Consider the following 21,570-nt stretch of genomic DNA (forward strand, 5'->3'; position numbering starts at 1 on the left):
GAAGTTTCAGAGTGAGGAAATCTGCGGCATAGGGGGAGGAAATACTGCCGGGCAGGTAAAACTACCCGGCAGTGAGAAGCGATTAGTCGTTCGCTTCAGGGCGCATATGCGGGAACAGCAGTACGTCGCGAATCGACGAAGAGTTGGTAAACAGCATTACCAGACGGTCGATACCGATGCCCTCACCAGCGGTGGGCGGCAGGCCGTATTCCAGCGCGCGGATATAGTCGGCGTCGTAGTGCATGGCTTCGTCGTCACCGGCATCTTTCTCCGCAACCTGGGCTTTGAAGCGTTCAGCCTGATCTTCTGCGTCGTTCAACTCGGAGAAACCATTGGCTATCTCGCGGCCGCCTACGAAGAATTCAAAGCGGTCGGTGACAAACGGATTGTCATCGTTACGGCGAGCCAACGGAGACACTTCGGTTGGGTACTCAGTGATAAAGGTCGGCTGGTCGAGACGATGCTCTACAGTCTTCTCGAAAATCTCGATCTGTACCTTACCCAGGCCCCAGCTGTCTTTCAGCGGGATTTCCAGCTTCTCAGCTACCGCGCGGGCGGATTCGATATTGTCGATATCGGCCGCAGTCAGTTCCGGGTTGTAGTGCAGGATGGAGTCGAACACAGACAAACGCGCGAACGGCTTGGAGAAGTCGTAGCTGCTGTCCTGGTATTCCACAGTGGTGGAGCCCAGTACATCTTCACAGATACCGCGCAGCATCTTCTCGGTGAGGTCCATCAGGTCATTGTAGTCCGCGTACGCCTGGTAGAACTCAAGCATGGTGAATTCGGGGTTGTGGCGCGTGGATAGGCCCTCGTTGCGGAAGTTGCGGTTGATCTCGTAAACCCGCTCAAAACCACCCACGACCAGACGCTTCAGGTACAGCTCCGGGGCAATACGCAGGTACATATCGATATCCAGCGCATTGTGGTGGGTAACGAACGGACGCGCGCTGGCACCGCCGGGAATAACTTGCAGCATGGGCGTTTCCACTTCCATAAACTGCTGGCCGTTGAGGAAGTCGCGGATGTACTCGATCACTTTGGAGCGCACGCGGAACACTTCACGGGCTTCCGGCGTGGCGATCAGGTCCACGTAGCGCTGGCGATAACGCATTTCCTGATCGGCGATGCCGTGGAATTTTTCCGGCAGCGGGCGCAGTGCTTTGGTTAGCAGGCTGTACTCTTCACAGTTGACGTAGAGGTCGCCCTTGCCGGATTTGTGCAGCGTGCCTTTTACGCCGACAATATCACCGATATCCCAGGCACCGAAGCGCTCTTTAATATCTTTCTGTGCCGCTTTATCGGCGTATAGCTGGATGCGGTCAGACACATCCTGGATCACCATAAAGGGTCCGCGTTTAGCCAGGATTCGCCCTGCTACGCACGCCCGTTTACCCAGTTCTTCCAGCTCCTCTTTCTGTTTATCGCCAAACTCAGCTTGCAGGTCGGCAGCGAGGTTCTCGCGGCGAAAACTGTTGGGGAAAGCATTGCCCTTCTCGCGCAGAGCGGAAAGCTTGGTGCGGCGCTCGGCGATCAGTTTGTTTTCGTCTTGCTGGATATCAGTCATGGTGATCTATCAGTTTTGTGATTGATATTGCCCCTCATCGACGAGGGGCGCGGTGAGAGTGGAGACTTTAAATCAGAGGCCGGCTTTTAGGCTGGCTTCGATAAATTGGTCCAGGTCTCCGTCCAGTACTGCCTGGCAGTTGCTGGTCTGGACATTGGTGCGCAGGTCCTTGATACGCTGGTCGTCCAACACGTAAGAGCGGATCTGGCTGCCCCAACCGATGTCGGCCTTGCTGTCTTCCATGGCCTGCTTCTCTGCGTTGCGCTTGAGCATTTCCTGCTCGTACATTTTTGCGCGCAGCATTTTCCAGGCTTTATCGCGGTTCTGGTGCTGGGAGCGCTCGCTCTGGCACTGCACGACGATACCGGATTCTGTGTGGGTCAAACGCACCGCAGAATCGGTTTTGTTCACGTGCTGACCACCGGCGCCGGACGCGCGGTAGGTGTCTTCACGCACCTGGGACTTGTCGATTTCAATCTCGATATTGTCATCGATTTCCGGTGACACAAATACCGAGCTAAAAGAAGTGTGACGGCGGTTGCCGGAATCAAACGGCGATTTGCGCACCAGGCGGTGTACACCGGTTTCTGTGCGCAGCCATCCGAACGCGTGGTCGCCGGCGAAATGCACAGTGGCACTTTTGATACCGGCCACTTCCCCCGCGGAGACCTCTTCCAGGGTGGTCTTGAAGCCGTGGGCCTCACCCCAGCGCAGGTACATACGCAGGATCATTTCCGCCCAGTCCTGGGCCTCGGTACCGCCGGAGCCGGCCTGGATATCCAGATAGGCGTTGTTCTCGTCGTTCTCGCCGGAGAACATACGGCGGAATTCCAGAATCCCCAGCTGCTGCTGGAGACCTTCGATCTCAGTGGAGACCTCCCCTACGGAGTCCTCATCATTTTCCTCGACGGCCATTTCCAACAGTTCGCGGCAATCGGCGATGCCGGAGTCGAGGTTTTCGATGGTGTTGACCACCGTTTCCAGGGAGGAGCGCTCGCGCCCCAGTTCCTGTGCGCGGCTGGGGTCGTCCCAGACGCTCGGCTCAGCCAGCTCCAGCTCTACTTCGGTAAGGCGTTCTTTCTTGCTGGCGTAGTCAAAGATACCCCCTAAGAACGTCGGTGCGCTCTTCGAGGTCTTTCAATTGATTGATGAGGGGATTGATTTCCATGAACTTTCGGTGTCCGGACAAAATAAAAAGCGGCGCGCATTCTACCGCAGCGCGCGGGGGTCCTTCCAGTCAGATAGGGGCTGATATGGCGGCAAATCCTCTACTAGGCGGTCTGTCCCGAGAGCTTTTCCAGAATTGCGCAGTCTGGGGACTCATTGCCGGCGCAGCTATCGGCAAAGGCCCGCAAGGTTGCGCGCATCCCCAGCAGGGTCTGCAACTGCTCTTCGAGCTGCCCGAGCTTGTGATTGACCAGGTCTTTGGTCTCGCGGCTGTGGCGCTCCGGGTTATCCCGCAACCCCAGCAGCGCCCGGACCTCCTCAGTGGTAAAGCCACAGGCCCGCGCGCGGCGCACGAAGCAGAGGGTTTCAACATCGGCAGTGGAGTAATCCCGATAGCCATTAGCAGAGCGGCCGGGCACCACCAGGCCAATATTTTCGTAGTGGCGCAGGGCTTTTGCACTGAGCCCCGAATTCTCTGCGGCCTGGGAAATATTCACGATTACCCCACTTAATGTTTGAACTCAGGCACTGTTGTCCCGACAGGCAGCAAACTGATACTGCACTTTCTCCGCGGGGCTATATCCCAGCTCAATTGAGGCATCAAGGGCATCCATACCGATCAGGTGCATCAGGATATCTCCTGTGGGTGCGCCACATACGGCGGGGAACATCCTGTCGGTGCGGACTCCACAGCGGGACTCCTGCACCTTCACCCCATTGTCACTCAACTTGGCCTGGCTCTGCTGAAGGGTCATACCACCCCCTTCGCACTGCTTGCTGCCACTGCCGCGGTAAATCCACACCATTTCCCCTGGCCTCATAGTCGCTGCAGGAGGCGTGGGTGCGACTTCGGGCTCCGCCGCGCCGGGTGTGTTCTCAACCTCGTTCTCCATCGCTTTCTCCTCCCTCGACTGGCCGCAAGCCGCCACCGAGATAATCAGGGCCCATACCCATAAGAATGACAACCGTTTTTTCAACACAGAACATCCTCCATAAAGCGATAAATAGCCGTGTCAGGATAACGCCAACCAGGCTCCCACCGATAGCATCAAAGTACCAGAAATCCGATTAACCAAACGCACATTTTCAGACCGCTCCAACAATCGACTCAGGGCCTGGCCGCCACTGGCATAAATCAGCAGGCACAACGCCTCCAAAAGCAGCAATATCGCCAGCAAGACTGAAAGCTGGGGTATCAGAGGTTTGGCATCGTTAATAAATGGCGGTAATAACGCAATAAAAAACGCCCAGCCCTTGGGGTTGGCCACAGCTGTAACAAAACCCTGTAGTGCCAGCGCTCTTCGCGATGGTCGGCTAGCGTCGACCGTATCACCCTGATCCATCAGAGCCAGCTGCCCCCGGGAGCGCCACATCTGCACGCCTATCCAGGCCAAATAGGCGGCCCCGCAGTATTTGAACAGCTGAAATAAAGTCGGATACTGAACCATCAATACCGCAGCACCGAGTGCAGAGGTAATCGCCACCGACGCAACACCGATCAACTCTCCCACCATCATCCATAGAGTCTGACGCACGCCCAGGGTAATTCCCAGACTGAGCGATAGCATCATGCAGAGCCCCGGTGTGACCGAGGCAAAGAAGCTTGCGGGAACAAAGAGTGCCAGTGTCGATAATTCCATTGATATTCCTAGTGGTGAGTACCGCTGTGGTTGCCGTAATGACTGACCAGCATCCCCGCCAGCATCAAACCACAGCCAATTAACTCCGTGGTATTGAGCATTTCATTGAGGAATAGCCAGCCCGCCGCCAGGGCAAAAACTGCCTCCAAACTCATAATTACGGTAGCGTGAGAAGGCGCGGCGTAGCGTTGGGCCAAGAGCTGGAAAGTAAACGCCAGTGCCGTGGAGAAAATCATCATATAGGCGATAGGCCAAGCCGCATCGATCGCCGATTGCAGTGTCGCCTCTTCGGTAAATAGCGAAGCTACGGCCGACAAAAGGCCACACACCAGGAACTGGATACAGGCGAGTCGCAAAGCGTCGTAGCGTTTTACCAATCGATCCGCCGTCAATACCTGGATGGCAAAAACAAAGGCACTGGCAAATACCATTAAGTCACCCACCAGCTGGGATTCTTCACTGAAGTCCGCCAGCCAATAGAGGCCAAACAAAGCGAGACCAATTCCCATCCAGGTCCAGCGGTTGGTTTTATACCCCAGGGACAAACCGATCACCGGCACCAGCAGTAAATAAAAACCGGTAATAAATCCGGCGCGGCCGGCAGTGGTATAAAGCAGGCTCACCTGTTGCAGTGCCGCGCCGAGAAACAGCCAAAAACCCAACAGTGCGCCACCGGGCAGGCAGGCGCGCCAGGTGTGATTCACCGATTGCCCTTTGGCTTCACCGGGCTGGGCATCACGACGGGAGGACAACCAGTAAACGATGGGGATAAGGATTAAACCGCCGAGAATAAAACGCCATGCGTTAAATGCCAGCGGCTCAATATCCGCCATGGCAATCTTTTGTGGCACAAAGGCAACGCCCCAGAAGAGAGCGGCTAATAACAGTAGAACTTCGGCCTGGACTTGTTTACGTTTCACTACTTTTTACTTCCAAACAACTTGGGAGCTGTTGCAAAAAACTCCGTGTTTTTCCCAACAGCCAAATACAAAGTGCGCCCTATACCGCTTCTAACAGGCTCACCATTAATTGCAGGGATTCCCGCCCGCGAAATTCATTAACATCGAGCTTAAAAGCCAAGCGCACTCTTTCCGTGGGCTGCGGCCACTGCTCGGTGTCCACATTAAAAGCAATAGCATCCAGCGCCAGTTGCGGCGCCTGGGGCGGCGCCACCACCATTTTTAAATGGCGCTCGCCGACGATGCGCTGTTGCAGCAACAGGAATTCACCGTCGAATACCGGCTCTGGAAACGCCTGTCCCCAGGGCGCACAAGCGCGCAACATGGCTGCCGTGTGCAAAGTGTAATCCCCAGATTCCAACTCACCGTCAGAGTCGATAACCGCGTGCAGCTGGTTTTCATTCAGGCGGTTGCGCACCACCTGCTCAAAAGCCTTGCGGAAAGCCTCCAGGTTTTCCTGGGGTAAGCTCAGCCCCGCCGCCATGGCGTGGCCACCGAACTTGCTGATCAGGTCCGGATGAGCGGCAGCTACGTCACTCAGGGCATCGCGAATATGCAGCCCGGGAATCGAACGCGCAGAGCCCTTCACCAGGCCGTTATCACCCTCTGCAAATGCGATCACCGGGCGGTGGAATTTCTCTTTGATGCGGCTGGCCAAAATACCCACCACACCTTGATGCCAGTTGGCATCGTACAGACATAAACTCCAGGGAATTTTGCCCTCCAGGCGCAACTCATCCAGGGCCGCCATTGCCTCCCGCTGCATCCCCTGCTCGATCGCTTTGCGATCCCGGTTCAGGGCGTCCAGCTCGCCGGCCAGTTCCCGCGCTTCACTGGGATCGCGGGTGAGCAGGCAGCGGATACCGGTGCCGATATCGTCGAGACGACCAGCTGCATTAATTCGCGGCCCCAAAATAAAACCAATATCTGTGGTAGAGAGCCTGCGCTGGTCGCGCCCGGCAACCTCCATCAGGGCGGCAATACCGGGCCGGCAGCGGCCGGCGCGGATACGGGCGATACCCTGGTGAACCAGAATCCGGTTGTTGTGATCCAGCGGGACCAGGTCGGCCACAGTACCCAAGGCGACCAAATCCAGGTATTCGGCCATATTGGGCGGGGCGATACCGCTCTGCTCAAACCACCCACTCTGCTGTAGGGCCGTGCGCAAACGGCTGAGCAGATAAAAGATCACCCCCACCCCAGCGAGGTTCTTGCTGGGAAAGTCACAGTCCGGCTGGTTCGGGTTTACGATGGCATCCGCCTGCGGCAGCTCACTGCCGGGCAGGTGGTGATCCGTCACAATCACTTTCATACCAGCAGCTTTTGCCGCTGCCACGCCCTCGATACTGCTAATACCGTTATCTACGGTGATCAGCAGATCGGGCTGATAATCTTTGGCTACCTCGACAATTTCTGGAGTCAGCCCGTAGCCGAAGTCAAAGCGATTCGGCACCAGGTACTCCACTCCCGGCGCGCCCATTGCACCCAGGGCCAACACCCCCAAGGTGCTACTTGTGGCTCCATCCGCATCGAAATCCCCCACGATAAGGATTTTCTTTTGCCCGTGGATAGCATCCACCAGCAAGGAAACGGCAGCCTCCAGCCCTCGCATACTCTGCGGGCTCTGTAATTGAGAGAGACTGTGATCCAGCGCTTCTTCGCTGACAATCCCCCGCCCCAACAGGACACGCTGCAATATTTTTGGTGTTTCAGAAGCAAAACGGCCAGTAGACATATCCACTGGCCGTCGCTGAATTTTTGTACTCAATGTATTTCTCAGCAAACAAATAGCTAATCGGTTGCCGCTTATTGCACGACAGTGTGCCGATTAACTGCCTTCTGACAGCATCGTCGCCATATAGTCGTGTACTTGGGACAAGTTATTGGGCAATACCTTGAAGCGCTCCTCCCGCTGCCAGAGATCCTGCATATGACTCGGCAGGGGAATCTCTTTTTCTGGCAGGGCCTGGGCCACGGCATCGGGGAATTTTGCCGGGTGTGCGGTAGATAAGCAAACCATGGGCTGCTCGGTGGAGTGACGTACCTGTCGTGCGGCTTCAACCCCGATAGCTGTATGCGGATCGAGCAGATATTCGCAGGAGCTGAAGGTCTCGCCAATCACTTCAACCGTGCGCTTGTCATCCACCCGACTGGAGGAGAAAACTTCCCTCGCTTTGCCCAGGGCCGATTCACTCAAATGCATGGGCTGACTGCGATCCGCGAGCAATTCAGCAACCGTCGCACCATCGCGACCGTAGAGATCAAACAGCAATCGCTCAAAGTTGCTCGACACCATAATATCCATACTGGGAGACAAGCTGTGCACCAGTGGTTTGGGAGTGTGGTCATTGCCGCTGATGCAGCGATGCAGAATATCGTTGGCATTGGTCGCAATTACCAATTGGTCGATAGGCAATCCCATCTGCCTCGCCAGGTATCCGGCAAAAATATCGCCAAAATTACCGGTGGGTACGGAGAAATTAACGGTTTTATCCGGCGCCCCCAGGCGCAGGGCGGCATAAAAGTAGTAGACGATCTGCGCCATAATCCGCGCCCAGTTAATGGAGTTAACCGCTACCAGGCGGCGTCCATCGGGCAGGAATGATTGATCGGCAAAACTCGCTTTCACCATATTCTGGCAATCGTCAAAATTACCTTCGAGAGCGATATTAAATACGTTGTCCGACTGCACTGTGGTCATCTGGCGTCGCTGGACTTCAGACACACGGTTATGGGGGTGCAGAATAAAAATATCGATATTGTCGCAGTGGCGGCAACCTTCGATCGCGGCCGAACCGGTATCCCCAGAAGTTGCCCCCATAACCACCACTCTCTCACCGCGCTTTTTCAGCAGGTGATCAAAGAGTTGACCGAGGAACTGTAAGGCAAAATCTTTGAATGCCAGGGTGGGCCCGTGAAACAACTCGAGCACCCACTCATTGGTGTCCGTCTGCACCAGCGGGGCAATAGCCTTGTGGCGGAAGTGCTTGTAGGAACGTCCGATAATACCGCTCAGCTCTTCATCACTGAGATCATCCCCCACAAACGGCTGGATAATGCGAAAGGCCAGCTGCTCGTAATCGAGCCCCGCCATAGAGGCAATTTCCTCGCGAGAAAACTTCGGCAAAGTCTCGGGAACATAGAGGCCTCCATCGCTGGCAAGGCCTGTTAGTACAGTATCGGCGAAGGAGAGAGACGGCGCGCTGCCGCGTGTGCTGACAAATTTCACAGTATTTCTTGGCTCTTATCGCTGGCTGGGGAGTTTATTGATTGGGGCACCGAGCCCGGGATTATGTCACTCGGCGCCCGCGGGGTTTATCCGAGGCTCTCGACACGAATCCTGACGACTTCACCTTCGACCGTTTCCAACGCCTCTATTTGTGCAACCGCTTGGCGGAGGCTGGCTTCATCAGCCCGGCTGGTCAAAATCACCACCGGGACAAGTGCTTCACCTTCAACCGGTTCGTGCTGGATCAGAGCCTCGATGCTAATGCCCTGATCACTGCAAATGGTGGCTACCTGAGACATAACACCAGGCTTGTCGTGGGCGGCGATACGCAGGTAATAACTGGTAATAACATCTTCTTCCGGCAGAACCTGGGTTCCCCCTTGATCCGCAAGGGCGACACCCGCTGCCGGCACTCTGTGCTCCGGCTTGGCCTCAAGAGTGCGGGCCACATCAACAAGATCGGCGATCACTGCCGATGCCGTGGCTTCATCGCCCGCACCAGCGCCGTAATACAGGGTTGGTCCCACAGCATCGCCGCTGACCAGCACCGCATTCATAACGCCGTTTACGTTGGCGATCAGGCGGCGCTGGGGGATTAAGGTCGGGTGCACCCGCAACTCCACGCCCTTATCGGTGCGACGCGCAATCCCCAGATGCTTGATACGGTATCCCAGCTCATCGGCGTAGCGAATATCTTCACTACAGATCCGGCTGATGCCTTCGGTGTACACCTTGTCAAAAGCGAGCGGCATAGCAAATGCCAGGGAAGCCATAATCACCAGCTTGTGGGCAGCATCGATACCTTCCACATCAAAAGTGGGGTCCGCTTCCGCATATCCTAAAGCTTGGGCTTGGGCCAGAGCTTCATCAAAGCTCCGCCCTTTTTCCCGCATCTCAGTGAGGATGTAATTGCCGGTGCCATTAATAATTCCGGCGAGCCACTGCACCTGGTTGCCCACCAATCCTTCGCGCAGGGATTTAATAATAGGAATACCGCCAGCTACCGCCGCCTCATAGGCAATGGTGACATTGTGCTTTGCGGCCAGCTCAAACAGCTCGTTGCCGTGTTCGGCAATCAACGCCTTGTTAGCGGTGACAACATGCTTGCCATTTTCAATCGCTGTGCGCACCAGCTCCTTGGCTACCGTAGTACCACCGATAAGCTCCACCAAAATATCCACGTTGGGATTATTGGCGACATCGAAAATTTCCCGGGTAACGTTTATCTGGCTGGTATCACAGTGTGCGTTATCGCGGCGCGCACCTATTTGCTCAATGACCAGGGCGCGACCGCAACGGGCTGCAATTTCCCGCCCATTGCGCGCCAATACATTCACCGTTCCACTGCCGACAGTACCCAAGCCACAGATACCGATCCGCACGGCACGGGGTGCCTTTTTTACAACCACCTGAGCCTCCGCCTCCGCAGTCTCTTCCACTGTTGCGCTCACAATGTTCCTCCGCGCAACTATAGGGGCAGCGAACCAGACCGGGATCTACCCCCGATTACATAGAAAGTGCCACCACAGGAAGCCGCGCAATAAATGCAAATAAAATTGACAAAAGATCATCAACCTTACCGAGCGGAACGTAAAAAAGTCAATATAATTGCGCCATAAAGGCACCGCTTCCGGCTAGAGTAGAGTCGAAACTTCTGTCACCCAAAATCACCTCTTGAAACCAACAGCGTCCTCAGTAGATGCTATAGAAGCATCTACTAGCATCAGGTAACAGCAACCTGCGAAATTGCATCCACCGCGCCTTTGCACAAAATAGGGGCGTACTGAATCCGGACTCAGATAGTGGTCGAGTAATGAAGAAAACCCTAATCCTTTATACAGGCGGAACCCTGGGAATGCGCCGAAGCGAATCGGGCTATGTGCCTGACGCCGACCTGGAAGGCGCTCTGGGCCGCCTCTTACAAGATGTTATCGGCCAGCTTCCACAATACGATTTCCAGGCACTCGACCCACTGCTGGATAGCGCCAATATGCGACCAAAGGACTGGTATCACATTGCCAGCCTGATACGCGACAACTATAGCCAGTACTCAGGCTTTTTGGTGTTGCACGGCACCGACACCATGGCCTACACCGCCTCAGCACTGTCCTTTGCCCTACAAGGCATAGAAAAGCCCGTGGTCGTCACCGGTTCCCAGATTCCCTTGCGGGAGATGCGTAGCGACGCCTATAACAACTTAATTGCGGCGCTATTATTAAGCGGCTCCGACGATATCAGGGAGGTCTGCCTTTACTTCAACGGCAAACTTCTACGCGGCAACCGTGCAGTGAAGGTCAGTTCTGGCTCACTGGATGCTTTTAGCAGCCCCAATTACCCCTGTCTCGGGGAAGTGGGCATCCAGGTCAATATCGACCACAACGCCCTGCTGGTTCCCACCGGTGAACCGCAGTTTCAGATTCCCGCCGATGCCAATGGCGGAGTGATTTTACTGAAACTATTCCCCGGTATATCTCCCTCACTGATTGAGAAAATTTTAGAGAGCCGCCCCAAGGGCCTGATTATTGAAACATACGGCACCGGCAATGCGCCGACTGACGACAGCGCATTTACTGAGCAGCTTGAGAAGGCTTCAAAGCTCGGCACTATTTGTGTAGCAGTGTCCCAGTGTTTGGAACACCAGGTGGATCTGGGTAAATACGCTGCGGGCTCCGCACTGCTTGATGCCGGTGTTATAGGTGGTCTGGATATGACCAGCGAAGCCTGTTTTGTAAAACTCAACCACCTGTTGGCAATGGGCTATTCCGATATGGAAATTAAAACCCTTTTACAGCGCCCGCTGTGCGGTGAGTGCAACCACCCCAACTGATAGAAACTGGAACTATTGGCGAAGCCATATGGCTTCGCCTTTAAAAAAGGACCGAGTGAGCAACAGGGATTGAAGGGATAACCTCTATCCAGAAGCAAAATACCGATGAGCAACGATTTTTCGCAAAACCTCCGCCTTCTGTGCAGCTTCTACCCATCCATAGCCGAGGTGTGCCGGCGAATTGGGGTGAATCGTGCCCAGTTCAATAAATATCTCAACGGTAACACTCAACCCTCCCAATATACCCTGGGAAAGATATGTCATTTTTTTGGCGTAGAGCCCCATGAAATCGTGATGCCCCACGAGCAATTCAGCCAAATTGTTCGCGTGCGCAACGCGCCCGTCTCCGACAGCCTCCCCGCCAGGCCCTACAATCGCGATATTGATATTCTGATGCGGGAGTCCCAGGGGCGGGCTGATAAATATTTAGGCTTCTATTTCGAGTACCACTACTCCATGACCTTCTCCGACCATATTATTCGCAGCCTGCTGCATATTGAGTCGGATGGTGATGGATATTATTTTCAGCGCTTCGAGCGAATGCGCTACCCAGACAGGGATGAGTGGTATAAATCCCGCTATAAAGGCATGCTGCTCTTTCTTGCCGATCGTATTTTTTTGGTTGGCTATGAATCACTGACTCACAATGAAATCGCACAAACTATTTTATACCCTACTTATAAAAGCCGAGTCAGCTATCTATCCGGATTAAAGCTGGGAGCATCCGCCAGTGACAGGCGTGAGCCAGTCTGCACAAAAGTAGTTCTCGAATCTCTCGGTCGCAACATCAGCATAAAAAATGCACTGAAATTATGTGGTGTTTTTGGTCCTGAGTCCGAAGAGATAAACAAAAACATCCGCGAGAATATTCGCGCAACCTCTACAGAAGGGCCGCAGAGTTTCTTTGCGACACCACTCTAAAAAATACTTCCCAATTAATTACTAAATTACCCCAACACGAGGCTTGCGGGAGGTGGAGATATTACCCCACCCCACACAGGCCCATACGATGAAGAGAAGAGAAACTGATGACCAACGATTTCCACACACTCAAACCAATGCCGGTTTTTAGTGCAGGTGCAGAAACCCGCTTGGAGAAAGACTTATTGGGTGAGCGCGAAGTACCGGCCGATGTCTATTTTGGCATTCAAACTTTACGCGCTTTGGAAAATTTCCAGATTACCGGAATTACCCTGAATCACTTCCCCAATCTGGTAAAAGCACTGGCGATGGTAAAAAAAGCTGCGGCCAGCGCCAATGGACAGCTCGGCTACCTGGAGCCCAAACTGCAAGATGCCATTGCCACTGCTTGTGACGAGATTATCGATGGCAAACTGCACGATCAATTTTTGGTAGATATGATTCAGGGCGGCGCCGGTACTTCTACCAATATGAATGCCAATGAGGTGATTGCCAACCGCGCGCTGGAATTACTCGGTCACAACAAAGCCGAGTACAAAAAAGTACACCCAAACAACCATGTAAACCTGTCGCAATCTACCAATGATGTTTATCCAACCTCGATAAACCTGGCCATTCTGCTCAGCTACAGCGACCTGGTTCAGTCCATGGAGAGCTTGTGCGTTGAGTTCGACAAGAAGGCCAAAGAGTTTGCCTCAGTAATTAAAATGGGGCGCACCCAGCTGCAAGATGCGGTACCTATGACTCTGGGCCAGGAGTTTGCCGCCTTCGCCGCTACTGTGCGCGAAGATGTCGACAGAGTTAAAGAGCTGGTCGCTCTATTCAAAGAGATCAATATGGGGGGCACCGCGATCGGAACCGGCATTAATACGGACCCGGAATATCGCCAGCTGGTTGTTAACGCGCTGTCAGAGATTTCCGCCATCGACTTTGTCTGCGCAGAAAACCTGGTGGAAGCCACTTCCGACATGGGCGCCTTCGTGATGTTCTCCGGCGTAATGAAACGCATCGCCGTTAAGATCTCGAAAATTTGCAGCGATTTACGCCTGATTTCCAGCGGCCCTCGCGCTGGCCTCAATGAAATTAACCTGCCGCCGATGCAACCCGGCTCATCCATTATGCCCGGCAAGGTCAACCCGGTTATTCCCGAAGTGGTTAACCAGGTTGCCTACCAGGTGATCGGCAACGACCTCACGATTACCCTGGCTGCTGAATCCGGCCAGTTGCAGCTCAATGTAATGGAGCCAGTAATCGCCTTTAACCTGCTACAGTCCATGCGCCTGATGACCCAAGCCATGACCACGCTTGCGGATCGTTGTGTGAGCGGCATCACTGCCAACGAAGAGCACTGCCTGCAACTGGTTGAGAACAGCATCGGCCTGATTACTGCGGTAAACCCGTTTATTGGCTATGAAAATGCCACCCGCATCGCCAAGCAGGCACTAATTACCGGTGCCAGTGTGAAGCAGTTAATCCTTGATGAGGGGTTACTGAGTGAGGAGGAACTGAACGATATCCTCGCGCCGGAGAATATGACCCAGCCGAGAAAAGTAGAAATTAAAAACCCTGCTTGAAAACAAAAACCGGCGGCCTCTCGGCTGCCGGTTTTTTAGCTATCAGCCGGGCTTAAATTCCCAGCTCTTTAAGCAGGCGATCCGGTGGTAAGTAACCGGGAACAACCCGACCATCTTCCATCACGATAGTCGGCGTACCGCGCACATCGATAGCCTCGTTGCCCAGCTTGTATTGAGCTGCCACCGGGTTTGTCTTACAGACATCCAAAGGCACATTTTCACGGTTCTTAAGTGCAGTCAGCGTCTTGTTGCTGTCTTCCGCACACCATGCAGTTGCCAGCTTGCGATACCCCAGGGAATTCAGGCCACCGCGTGGGAATGCCAGGTAGCGCACTTCGATACCGCGCTTGTTCAGCTCGGGCACATCCTGGTGCAGCTTGCGGCAGTAACCGCAGTCCACATCGGTAAATACATAAACGCTTGCCTTGGTTTCACCTTTTGGGGAGAAGACAATCATATCTTCTGTATCAAGGGCGCCCATAACAGCAGCGCGGCGCGTCGCTCTACGCTGCTCGGAAAGGTTGGCAACACCGCCAGCCTTCACCTGATAGAGATCGCCGTAAACAAAGTGATTACCATCAGCAGAGACGAACAGGGTCGTGTTGCCATCATCGACATCCACTTCGTAAAGCCCCTCAATTGGACTCTCCCGCACCTCTCCATAGGTTGCTTTGGGATTACTCGCCTCAAGGCGTGTCTTGATGGTTTTTACAACGTTGGTATCGACTTCTGCCAACGCTGCAGAGCCCACCAGACTGAGTAGCGCGCCAGCGATTGCCAGCGGCTTCTTGATAAGCGTCATTACCAATTGCTCCTTAAATTCTCATTGGGCTTCGACTTAATCATCGGCCTTCAGTTCCAGCCAGTATGGCAGCTCTTTGCCGCTGCGAACCTAATTGGCACGTTTTAACATATCCAGTCACCTTGGACTACGCAAAACACCGCAAGACGTGAGCGCTTTAGCGAAATTGACTGTATCCCCGCGCCAGGGGAAGCGCGTGTCCATTTATGTCAGTTAAGGCAAGCAGACCCAATCTGGGACACCAAATAAGCTGCTCCTAACCCACATACAAAAAAGGCCGAAGCGTACGCTTCGGCCTTTTTCTGCGATCAAGGAGAGCTTAGTTGAGCTTCTCTTTGATACGTGCAGCTTTACCAGTCAGGCTGCGGAGGTAGTACAGCTTGGCCTGACGCACGTCACCGCGACGCTTAACCTTGAGGCTGTCAACCATCGGACTGTGAGTCTGGAAAGTACGCTCAACGCCAACACCGTGGGAAATTTTACGCACGGTGAAGGAGGAGTTCAGACCACGGTTGCGCTTACCGATAACCACGCCTTCGAACGCCTGCAGACGCTCACGGTTGCCCTCTTTTACTTTTACCTGAACGATTACAGTGTCGCCCGGTGCGAAGGGAGGTACTTCGCTCTTCAGCTGTTCCTGCTCCAGCTGCTGGATAATTTTGTTAGTCATTTGGATCGCTCCCAAATACAGATTGTGTAGCTTCTCAGCTAGTTCACCGAACTACTCGCGCCTCCCGGCGAATTCGGCCTCAATTTTCTTCGAGCTTCTGTTCCCGCTGGATCTCATCCAGCAACAACTTCTGCTCATCGCTCAGCTCCAACCCTTGCAATAAGTCCGGGCGTCGCTGTTGCGTGCGCGCCAATGCCTGTTTCAGGCGCCAGCGGCGTATTCTTTCATGGTTGCCGGAAAGCAAAACTTCCGGTACCGCTACTCCCCGATATTGTTCCGGTCGGGTGTAGTGTGGGCAGTCCAGCAGGCCAGAGGAGAAAGAGTCCTCAACCGCCGATTGGTTGTGTCCAAGTGCGCCGGGAATCAAGCGGGTAATAGCATCCACCATCACCATAGCAGCCAGTTCGCCACCGCTGAGGACATAGTCACCAATGGACCACTCCTCGTCGATCATAGATTCGACGATACGCTCATCCACACCTTCATAGCGCCCCGCCAACAACACCAGGTTGCCAGCTGCAGACAGCTGCTCCACTCCACCCTGATCGAGCTGTCGACCCTGGGGAGACATGTAGATACTGCGTACAGATTCACCATCTTCACCAGCCCAAGCTCGAGCAGCCTCGAGAGCCTGGTAAAGGGGCTCAGCTAACATCACCATTCCCGGTCCGCCGCCGTAAGGGCGATCGTCCACAGTCCGGTGCCTGTCACTGGTAAAGTCCCGAGGATTCCAACAGCGAACTTCTAAAAGGCCATCTTTCACAGCCCGTCCACTGACGCCATACTCGGTCAATGCGGCAAACATCTCCGGAAAAATGCTTACCAGAGCGATTCGTTTTGTCATCGCTCCTACGCCTTAAAAAGCCGGGTCCCAGTCGACGGTTATTACACCGACTTCCAGGTCAATATTGGTAATAAACTGATCAGGTAGATAGGGAATCAAGCGCTCGCGCTTATCCGCTCCACCGCGCACCACCATTACATCGTTGGCACCAGTTTCCATCATGCGAGCAACGGTACCAAAGTCGTGATCTTCGCCATCGAAATGGCTGACAACCTTCAACCCTTCGAGCTGGTGCCAGTAATACTCACCATGCTCAAGCTCAGGCATCAGTTCACGAGCTACAGCAATATCGCGCTGGCAAAGTCGAGCCGCCAAATCGCGGTCATCAATGCCTTTCACATGTACAATCAAGCCCTTGCCGTGACGCTTACCAGCGTCAATTTCGAGAGCTTCCCAACCTTTCGGCCCCTGCAAGCGCCAATTAGGGAACTGCAGGATGTTGTCCATCGGCTCGGTATAGGAGTGAACCTTGACCCAGCCGCGCACACCATAAACGGTAGTAACGCGCCCAACCGTGACCAACTCTTCGGAAGGTTTTCCGTTATCTGTCACAGGAGCACCACTTACGCGCAAATTAAGCAGATTCTTTCAGAAGCTTGCCGACGCGGTCAGAAACCTGTGCGCCACGACCCAGCCAGAAATCAACACGCTCGCGATCAACACGCAGACGCTCTTCCTGACCACGGGCAACCGGGTTGAAGAAACCAACACGCTCAATAAAACGACCGTCGCGAGATTTGCGGCTGTCGGTAACGGTCAGATGATAAAACGGGCGCTTTTTAGCACCACCACGGGCCAAACGAATGGTTACCATGTAACTTTCCTATAGGTTCAACACTAGGCAACCGCACTAAGCAGTCACCACAACAACTTTGCACCGGCAGCAGGGCCGGCAGAAAGGCGGCGTATTCTAATGTACCACCCCAGATTTGTATAGGGTCGCCAAGCCGCCCGGAGAACTGCGGTTCCCTACTTCTTTTTGAGGCCCGGTGGCAGGCCTCCGGGCATACCGCCCATACCGCCAGGCATACCACCGCCCATACCGGGCAGGCCGCCGAGGCCGCGCATCATTTTACCCATGCCCCCGCCTTTGAGCTTCTTCATCATCTTGCCCATCTGCTTGTGCTGCTTGAGCAGGCGATTCAAGTCCTGTAGCTGGGTGCCGGAACCGGCAACGATGCGGCGCTTGCGCGAACCGTTAAGAAGGTCAGGATTGCGGCGTTCGGCCGGCGTCATGGAGGAAATCAATGCGTCCATACGCTTAAATTCTTTGCCCATATCGGCCTGTTGTGCAGCCTGCGCTACACCGCCCATGCCGGGCATTTTCTCCAACAGGGAGCCAAAGCCACCCATATTTTGCATTTGCTGCAACTGATCGCGCAGGTCTTCCAGGTCAAAGCCTTTACCCTTCTGGACCTTCTTAACCAGCTTTTCGGCTTTCTCTTTATCAATCTTCTGCTCTGCTTCTTCAATCAGAGACAGAATGTCACCCATACCCAGGATACGGGAGGCGATACGATCCGGGTGGAAGGTTTCCAGGGCGTCGGTCTTTTCACCAACACCGATAAACTTGATTGGCTTACCGGTGACGTGACGCACGGAGAGAGCGGCACCACCACGGGCGTCGCCATCGGCCTTGGTGAGAATCACACCGGTCAGCGGCAGTGCATCATTAAAGGCACTTGCGGTATTTACCGCATCCTGACCGATCATTGCGTCGATCACGAACAGGGTTTCAGCCGGGTCCAACTCGCTGTGCAGCTCACGGATTTCATCCATCAGCTCGGAGTCCACATGCAGTCGACCAGCAGTATCCACAATCAGCACATCGGCAAATTGTTTGCGGGCAGCGTCCACAGCACCCTTGGCAATATCCAGCGGTTTCTGCTCAGCTGTAGAGGGGTAAAACTGTGCCCCCACTTCACCGGCCAAGGTCTCCAGCTGCTTGATAGCGGCGGGGCGGTAGACGTCCGCACTCACCACCATGACTTTTTTCTTTTCACGCTCCTGCAGGTATTTGGCCAGCTTGGCCACACTGGTGGTTTTACCTGCGCCCTGGAGGCCCGCCATCAGGATTACCGCCGGAGGTTGCACGGCGAGGTTGAGAGGCTCTGCAGCCGCACCCATCACCTTAACCAGCTCATCCTGAACAATCTTGACGAACTGCTGCCCCGGGTTGAGAGCCTTGCTAACCTTCTGTCCTACCGCAGCAGTGCGCACTTGCTGAACAAATGCCTTAACCACTGGCAGAGCGACATCCGCCTCCAACAGCGCCTTGCGCACTTCGCGCAAAGTATCGCGGATATTGTCATCCGTAAGGCGCGCTTTACCGGTAACTTTCTTTAAGGCCGCCGATAAGCGGTCACTCAGGTTATCGAACATAAATTCGTCTCGATCTCTCCGTTTACGGACTCAACCCCAGTGCGGAGGGGCGCGAAATTAGGGGGGAGCAAACTGCAACTCCCTCTCTGAGGCGCGGCAGTATAGCCCAGGTCTCGCCACAGCCGAAATATCGCAAGTCTTCCTTGTTTCAACTGGCTATGACACACTCCTGCCCTAACGCAATAATGAAGACACGGATTTACCCATGGCGGCTTTCGCCCACTGGACAGCTATCGCTCTCTACCTGGCCACAACCATAGTTGCAGGTGCGGCTCTGGCCCGAAAACAACAGCCGAATTCCAAACTGCTTCTCAGCCTTTTGGCGGGTGCACTTGTCACCCACGGAATATCCCTGGGACATGTTCTCTTTTCACCTGAAGGCTATCGCTTTGACCTGCTGGCAATGCTCTCGCTGATCTCCTGGGTAGTTAACTTTCTATTATTGATCCTGGCCGTTGGCCGGCCACTTACTCTACTTATTCTTATTTTCGCACCAGTGGGAGCCGCCACTGAATTTGCCGCATCCCATATTTGGGGCACCGTAACGCCACATCAACAGATCTCTGCCGGCATTGCGGTACACGCTCTGCTGTCTATTTCCGCCTATTCGCTTCTAACCCTGGCTACCTTACAGGCAATCTACCTCTATTACCTTAACCAGCAGCTGCACAATCACAGGCCCGTAGGCGCCACCCGCCTTCTGCCACCATTGCAGAGCATGGAATCACTGCTGTTCGGTCTGATCACTTTCGGGCAACTACTGCTCACCGCCTCCCTGCTAACCGGTTTCGTCTTTGTTGGCAACTTGTTTGAAGAGGGGCCAATACACAAAACCACCCTCTCTATGGTCGCCTGGGTTCTCTACACCATACTCCTATGGGGACACTGGAGGTTGGGCTGGAGAGGCAATACCGCTGTGCGTTGGACCTTAAGCGCTTTCGCCGCCCTACTACTTGCCTATTTTGGTAGTAAGCTGGTTATGGAAGTCATTCTCCAGCGCGGGTAATCGAATATACGACTGCAAAGCTTGCGGAGGTCGGCAATATGTTCCAATATCCCCGCTTGGAAATAAAAAGAGTTCTCCCTTGAACGAGATGCCCACGGGCCTGCTATTCGGTTTGCTGGCCCTATTGATACTGATATCCGCCTTCTTCTCCAGCTCCGAAACCAGCATGATGGCGCTTAACCGCTATCGCCTGCGGCACCAAGCCAAAAGCGGGCACCGCGGGGCAAAGCGCGCCACAGAGCTGCTCGCACGCCCGGACAAGCTGATCGGCTCAATTCTAATCGGCAACAATCTCGTTAACGTTCTTGTATCTGTAATCGCCGGCTCGGTATTCGCGCAGATATACGGAGAAATACTCACCACCATAGTCTTAACTCTTGCCCTGCTGATTTTTGCTGAGGTCACACCAAAGACTATTGCCGCTCTACACCCGGAAAAAATTGCTTTCCCCGCCTCATTTATTTTGCGCCCACTGCAGTGGCTGCTCACTCCCCTGGTGCTGTTGATTGGTGGCATATCCAACGGCCTGGCGCGCATGTTGGGAGTCGAAACAAAAGCGAATAGCGAAGCGGAACACCTGGCCCCCGAAGAACTCCGAACCGTTGTATTCGAATCAGGCGCCCTGCTTCCCAGCAAGCACAAAGGCATGTTGCTCAACGTGTTGGACCTGGACCAGGCAACCGTTGAAGACATCATGATTCCGCGCAATGAAGTCATGGGTGTTGACCTGGAAAACAGCGCCGAAGAGATCCTGCAGCAGCTAGCGGAAAGTTCCTACACTCGCCTCCCCGTATATCGCGGTGACATCAATCGAGTAGTAGGCATACTTCACCTGCGAAAAGCGGCGCAAATACTGCGCGACGGACCGGAAAATTTAACGGCAGAGCGGCTCAACTCCTTCACCGATGAACCTTACTTCGTACCCGAGGCAACACCACTCCCTACACTGCTGATGAACTTCCAGAAAACCAAGCGCCGCATGGGGCTGGTAGTTGATGAGTACGGAGAGGTAATGGGTATCGTTACCCTGGAAGATCTGCTGGAGGAAATTGTCGGCGACTTCACCGCAAGTCCAGTACCCAGCGATGACGAGGAGATAGTCGCCATAGAAGATGGCTGGTACATGATCGAGGGCGGCACTTCTATTCGCGATATTAATCGCACCCTGGGCTGGGAACTGCCCACTGACGGGCCGAAAACCTTTAACGGCCTGGCAATGGAACACCTGGAGAGCATCCCCGACGGCAATATCAGCCTGTACATCCTCAATTACCTGGTGGAAATTGAGGAGGTCTCAGACAAGATGATTACCCGGGCCAGAATCAAGCGAATCGACAAGTAACGCTACAGCCGTTAATCACTCAACCTCTTCCATCAAGCGCCTTACCGGTGCAAAGCTGGTGCGGTGTATTGGAGTGGGACCCTGCAACTGTAAAGCTTCCATATGCGCCTTGGTGGGATACCCTTTATGACCTGCAAGGCCGTAACCGGGATATTCAAAGTCCAGCACTACCATTTCCCTATCACGGGTCACCTTAGCCAAAATAGATGCCGCCCCAATTGCAGCGACACGACCATCGCCCTTTACAACGGTATCGCAAGGGTAATCCCAGTTCGGTTTTTTATTGCCATCCACCAACACAAATTCAGGCTGCACGGATAGCTGTGCAACTGCACGATGCATCGCCAGTAAACTTGCCTGCAAAATATTTAGCTGGTCAATTTCCTCAACTGTTGCACGAGCTATGGAGTAACTGAGCGCTCGCTCACAAATCTCATCAAACAACCGCTCGCGCTTTTTTTCAGTCAGCTTTTTGGAGTCGGCAAGCCCGGCAATTGGCTTGTTGGGATCAAGAATCACAGCTGCGGCAACTACATCACCAGCTAAGGGGCCGCGCCCAACCTCATCGACACCTGCAATCAAATCACCCTTGAAAGGGCAAACATAGGGGGGCAATTCTGTTTTACTACTCATAACTTAT

21 protein-coding genes are annotated in these 21,570 nt (G+C 54.2%); 5 read left to right on the forward strand and 16 right to left on the reverse strand.

Features of this window, described 5'->3' with window-relative positions; translation table 11 throughout:
• Positions 1-82: 82 nt before the first annotated feature.
• The 9 genes from lysS to ACJJI8_RS22655 all read right to left on the reverse strand — a co-directional run bounded on the left by lysS (position 83) and on the right by ACJJI8_RS22655 (position 9,971).
• Positions 83-1,567 carry a lysine--tRNA ligase gene (gene lysS, locus ACJJI8_RS22615; RefSeq protein ID WP_444933816.1) on the reverse strand — a complete coding sequence of 495 codons (1,485 nt, stop codon included), beginning with the start codon at positions 1,565-1,567 and terminating at the stop codon, positions 83-85.
• Positions 1,568-1,639: 72 nt separating this feature from the next.
• A protein-coding gene (gene prfB, locus ACJJI8_RS22620) for a peptide chain release factor 2 (RefSeq protein ID WP_413662795.1) occupies positions 1,640-2,735 on the reverse strand; the annotation gives its coding sequence in 2 pieces (ribosomal slippage) (positions 1,640-2,662 and positions 2,664-2,735; 1,095 coding nt in all).
• A gap of 103 nt (positions 2,736-2,838) precedes the next feature.
• Positions 2,839-3,231 carry a MerR family transcriptional regulator gene (locus ACJJI8_RS22625; protein ID WP_444893197.1) on the reverse strand — a complete coding sequence of 131 codons (393 nt, stop codon included), beginning with the start codon at positions 3,229-3,231 and terminating at the stop codon, positions 2,839-2,841.
• Positions 3,232-3,255: 24 nt separating this feature from the next.
• Positions 3,256-3,714, reverse strand: coding sequence for a hypothetical protein (locus ACJJI8_RS22630; protein ID WP_444933817.1), 459 nt, complete (start codon positions 3,712-3,714; stop codon positions 3,256-3,258).
• Positions 3,715-3,747: 33 nt separating this feature from the next.
• Positions 3,748-4,374 carry a LysE family translocator gene (locus ACJJI8_RS22635; RefSeq protein WP_444933818.1) on the reverse strand — a complete coding sequence of 209 codons (627 nt, stop codon included), beginning with the start codon at positions 4,372-4,374 and terminating at the stop codon, positions 3,748-3,750.
• Positions 4,375-4,382: 8 nt separating this feature from the next.
• Positions 4,383-5,294: a DMT family transporter gene (locus ACJJI8_RS22640; RefSeq protein WP_444933819.1), complete on the reverse strand. Its 912-nt coding sequence runs from the start codon at positions 5,292-5,294 to the stop codon at positions 4,383-4,385.
• Positions 5,295-5,373: 79 nt separating this feature from the next.
• Positions 5,374-7,101, reverse strand: coding sequence for a single-stranded-DNA-specific exonuclease RecJ (recJ, locus tag ACJJI8_RS22645; RefSeq protein ID WP_444933820.1), 1,728 nt, complete (start codon positions 7,099-7,101; stop codon positions 5,374-5,376).
• 60 nt (positions 7,102-7,161) lie between these two features.
• Complete coding sequence (thrC, locus tag ACJJI8_RS22650; RefSeq protein WP_108733990.1) at positions 7,162-8,562, reverse strand: threonine synthase; 1,401 nt, start codon at positions 8,560-8,562, stop codon at positions 7,162-7,164.
• Between the two features lie 86 nt (positions 8,563-8,648).
• The gene (locus tag ACJJI8_RS22655; protein WP_444928233.1) at positions 8,649-9,971 is read right to left on the reverse strand and encodes a homoserine dehydrogenase; all 1,323 of its coding nucleotides are present in this window, start codon (positions 9,969-9,971) and stop codon (positions 8,649-8,651) included.
• A 404-nt stretch (positions 9,972-10,375) separates the two neighbouring features.
• Here ACJJI8_RS22655 and ACJJI8_RS22660 point away from each other — a divergent pair, with 404 nt between their 5' ends.
• The 3 genes from ACJJI8_RS22660 to aspA all read left to right on the forward strand — a co-directional run bounded on the left by ACJJI8_RS22660 (position 10,376) and on the right by aspA (position 13,884).
• Positions 10,376-11,389 (forward strand): asparaginase, encoded by a 1,014-nt coding sequence (locus ACJJI8_RS22660; protein ID WP_444896547.1) that lies wholly within the window; start codon positions 10,376-10,378, stop codon positions 11,387-11,389.
• 105 nt (positions 11,390-11,494) lie between these two features.
• On the forward strand, positions 11,495-12,310 hold the full coding sequence (locus ACJJI8_RS22665) for a helix-turn-helix domain-containing protein (RefSeq protein ID WP_444917807.1): 816 nt from the start codon (positions 11,495-11,497) through the stop codon (positions 12,308-12,310).
• A gap of 107 nt (positions 12,311-12,417) precedes the next feature.
• A complete protein-coding gene (gene aspA / locus ACJJI8_RS22670) occupies positions 12,418-13,884 on the forward strand; it encodes an aspartate ammonia-lyase (protein ID WP_444933821.1) in 1,467 nt (488 codons plus the stop codon).
• A 52-nt stretch (positions 13,885-13,936) separates the two neighbouring features.
• Here aspA and ACJJI8_RS22675 read toward each other — a convergent pair whose 3' ends face one another.
• From ACJJI8_RS22675 to ffh, 6 genes are all read right to left on the reverse strand, one after another.
• Complete coding sequence (locus ACJJI8_RS22675) at positions 13,937-14,686, reverse strand: DsbC family protein (RefSeq protein ID WP_282933659.1); 750 nt, start codon at positions 14,684-14,686, stop codon at positions 13,937-13,939.
• A gap of 319 nt (positions 14,687-15,005) precedes the next feature.
• The gene (gene rplS / locus ACJJI8_RS22680; RefSeq protein WP_282934563.1) at positions 15,006-15,362 is read right to left on the reverse strand and encodes a 50S ribosomal protein L19; all 357 of its coding nucleotides are present in this window, start codon (positions 15,360-15,362) and stop codon (positions 15,006-15,008) included.
• A gap of 73 nt (positions 15,363-15,435) precedes the next feature.
• Positions 15,436-16,200 carry a tRNA (guanosine(37)-N1)-methyltransferase TrmD gene (trmD, locus tag ACJJI8_RS22685; protein WP_413662806.1) on the reverse strand — a complete coding sequence of 255 codons (765 nt, stop codon included), beginning with the start codon at positions 16,198-16,200 and terminating at the stop codon, positions 15,436-15,438.
• 12 nt (positions 16,201-16,212) lie between these two features.
• Entirely contained in the window at positions 16,213-16,752 is a 540-nt protein-coding gene (rimM, locus tag ACJJI8_RS22690; protein ID WP_108735295.1) for a ribosome maturation factor RimM, read from the reverse strand.
• A gap of 22 nt (positions 16,753-16,774) precedes the next feature.
• Entirely contained in the window at positions 16,775-17,014 is a 240-nt protein-coding gene (gene rpsP, locus ACJJI8_RS22695) for a 30S ribosomal protein S16 (RefSeq protein WP_108733998.1), read from the reverse strand.
• Between the two features lie 155 nt (positions 17,015-17,169).
• Positions 17,170-18,582, reverse strand: coding sequence for a signal recognition particle protein (gene ffh / locus ACJJI8_RS22700; RefSeq protein ID WP_444893186.1), 1,413 nt, complete (start codon positions 18,580-18,582; stop codon positions 17,170-17,172).
• Between the two features lie 205 nt (positions 18,583-18,787).
• On the opposite strand from ffh, the gene ACJJI8_RS22705 reads away from it, so the two are divergent.
• Together ACJJI8_RS22705 and ACJJI8_RS22710 are read left to right on the forward strand one after the other, a co-directional pair.
• The gene (locus ACJJI8_RS22705; protein ID WP_444933822.1) at positions 18,788-19,588 is read left to right on the forward strand and encodes a cytochrome C assembly family protein; all 801 of its coding nucleotides are present in this window, start codon (positions 18,788-18,790) and stop codon (positions 19,586-19,588) included.
• A gap of 79 nt (positions 19,589-19,667) precedes the next feature.
• A complete protein-coding gene (locus ACJJI8_RS22710) occupies positions 19,668-20,930 on the forward strand; it encodes an HlyC/CorC family transporter (RefSeq protein ID WP_413662809.1) in 1,263 nt (420 codons plus the stop codon).
• Between the two features lie 15 nt (positions 20,931-20,945).
• Here the strand turns inward: ACJJI8_RS22710 and rnhB are convergent, their stop codons facing one another.
• A complete protein-coding gene (gene rnhB / locus ACJJI8_RS22715; RefSeq protein WP_444933823.1) occupies positions 20,946-21,563 on the reverse strand; it encodes a ribonuclease HII in 618 nt (205 codons plus the stop codon).
• Between the last annotated feature and the right edge of the window lie 7 nt (positions 21,564-21,570).

The sequence above is a fragment of the Microbulbifer maximicatervae (SeqCode) genome (genome assembly GCF_052467695.1).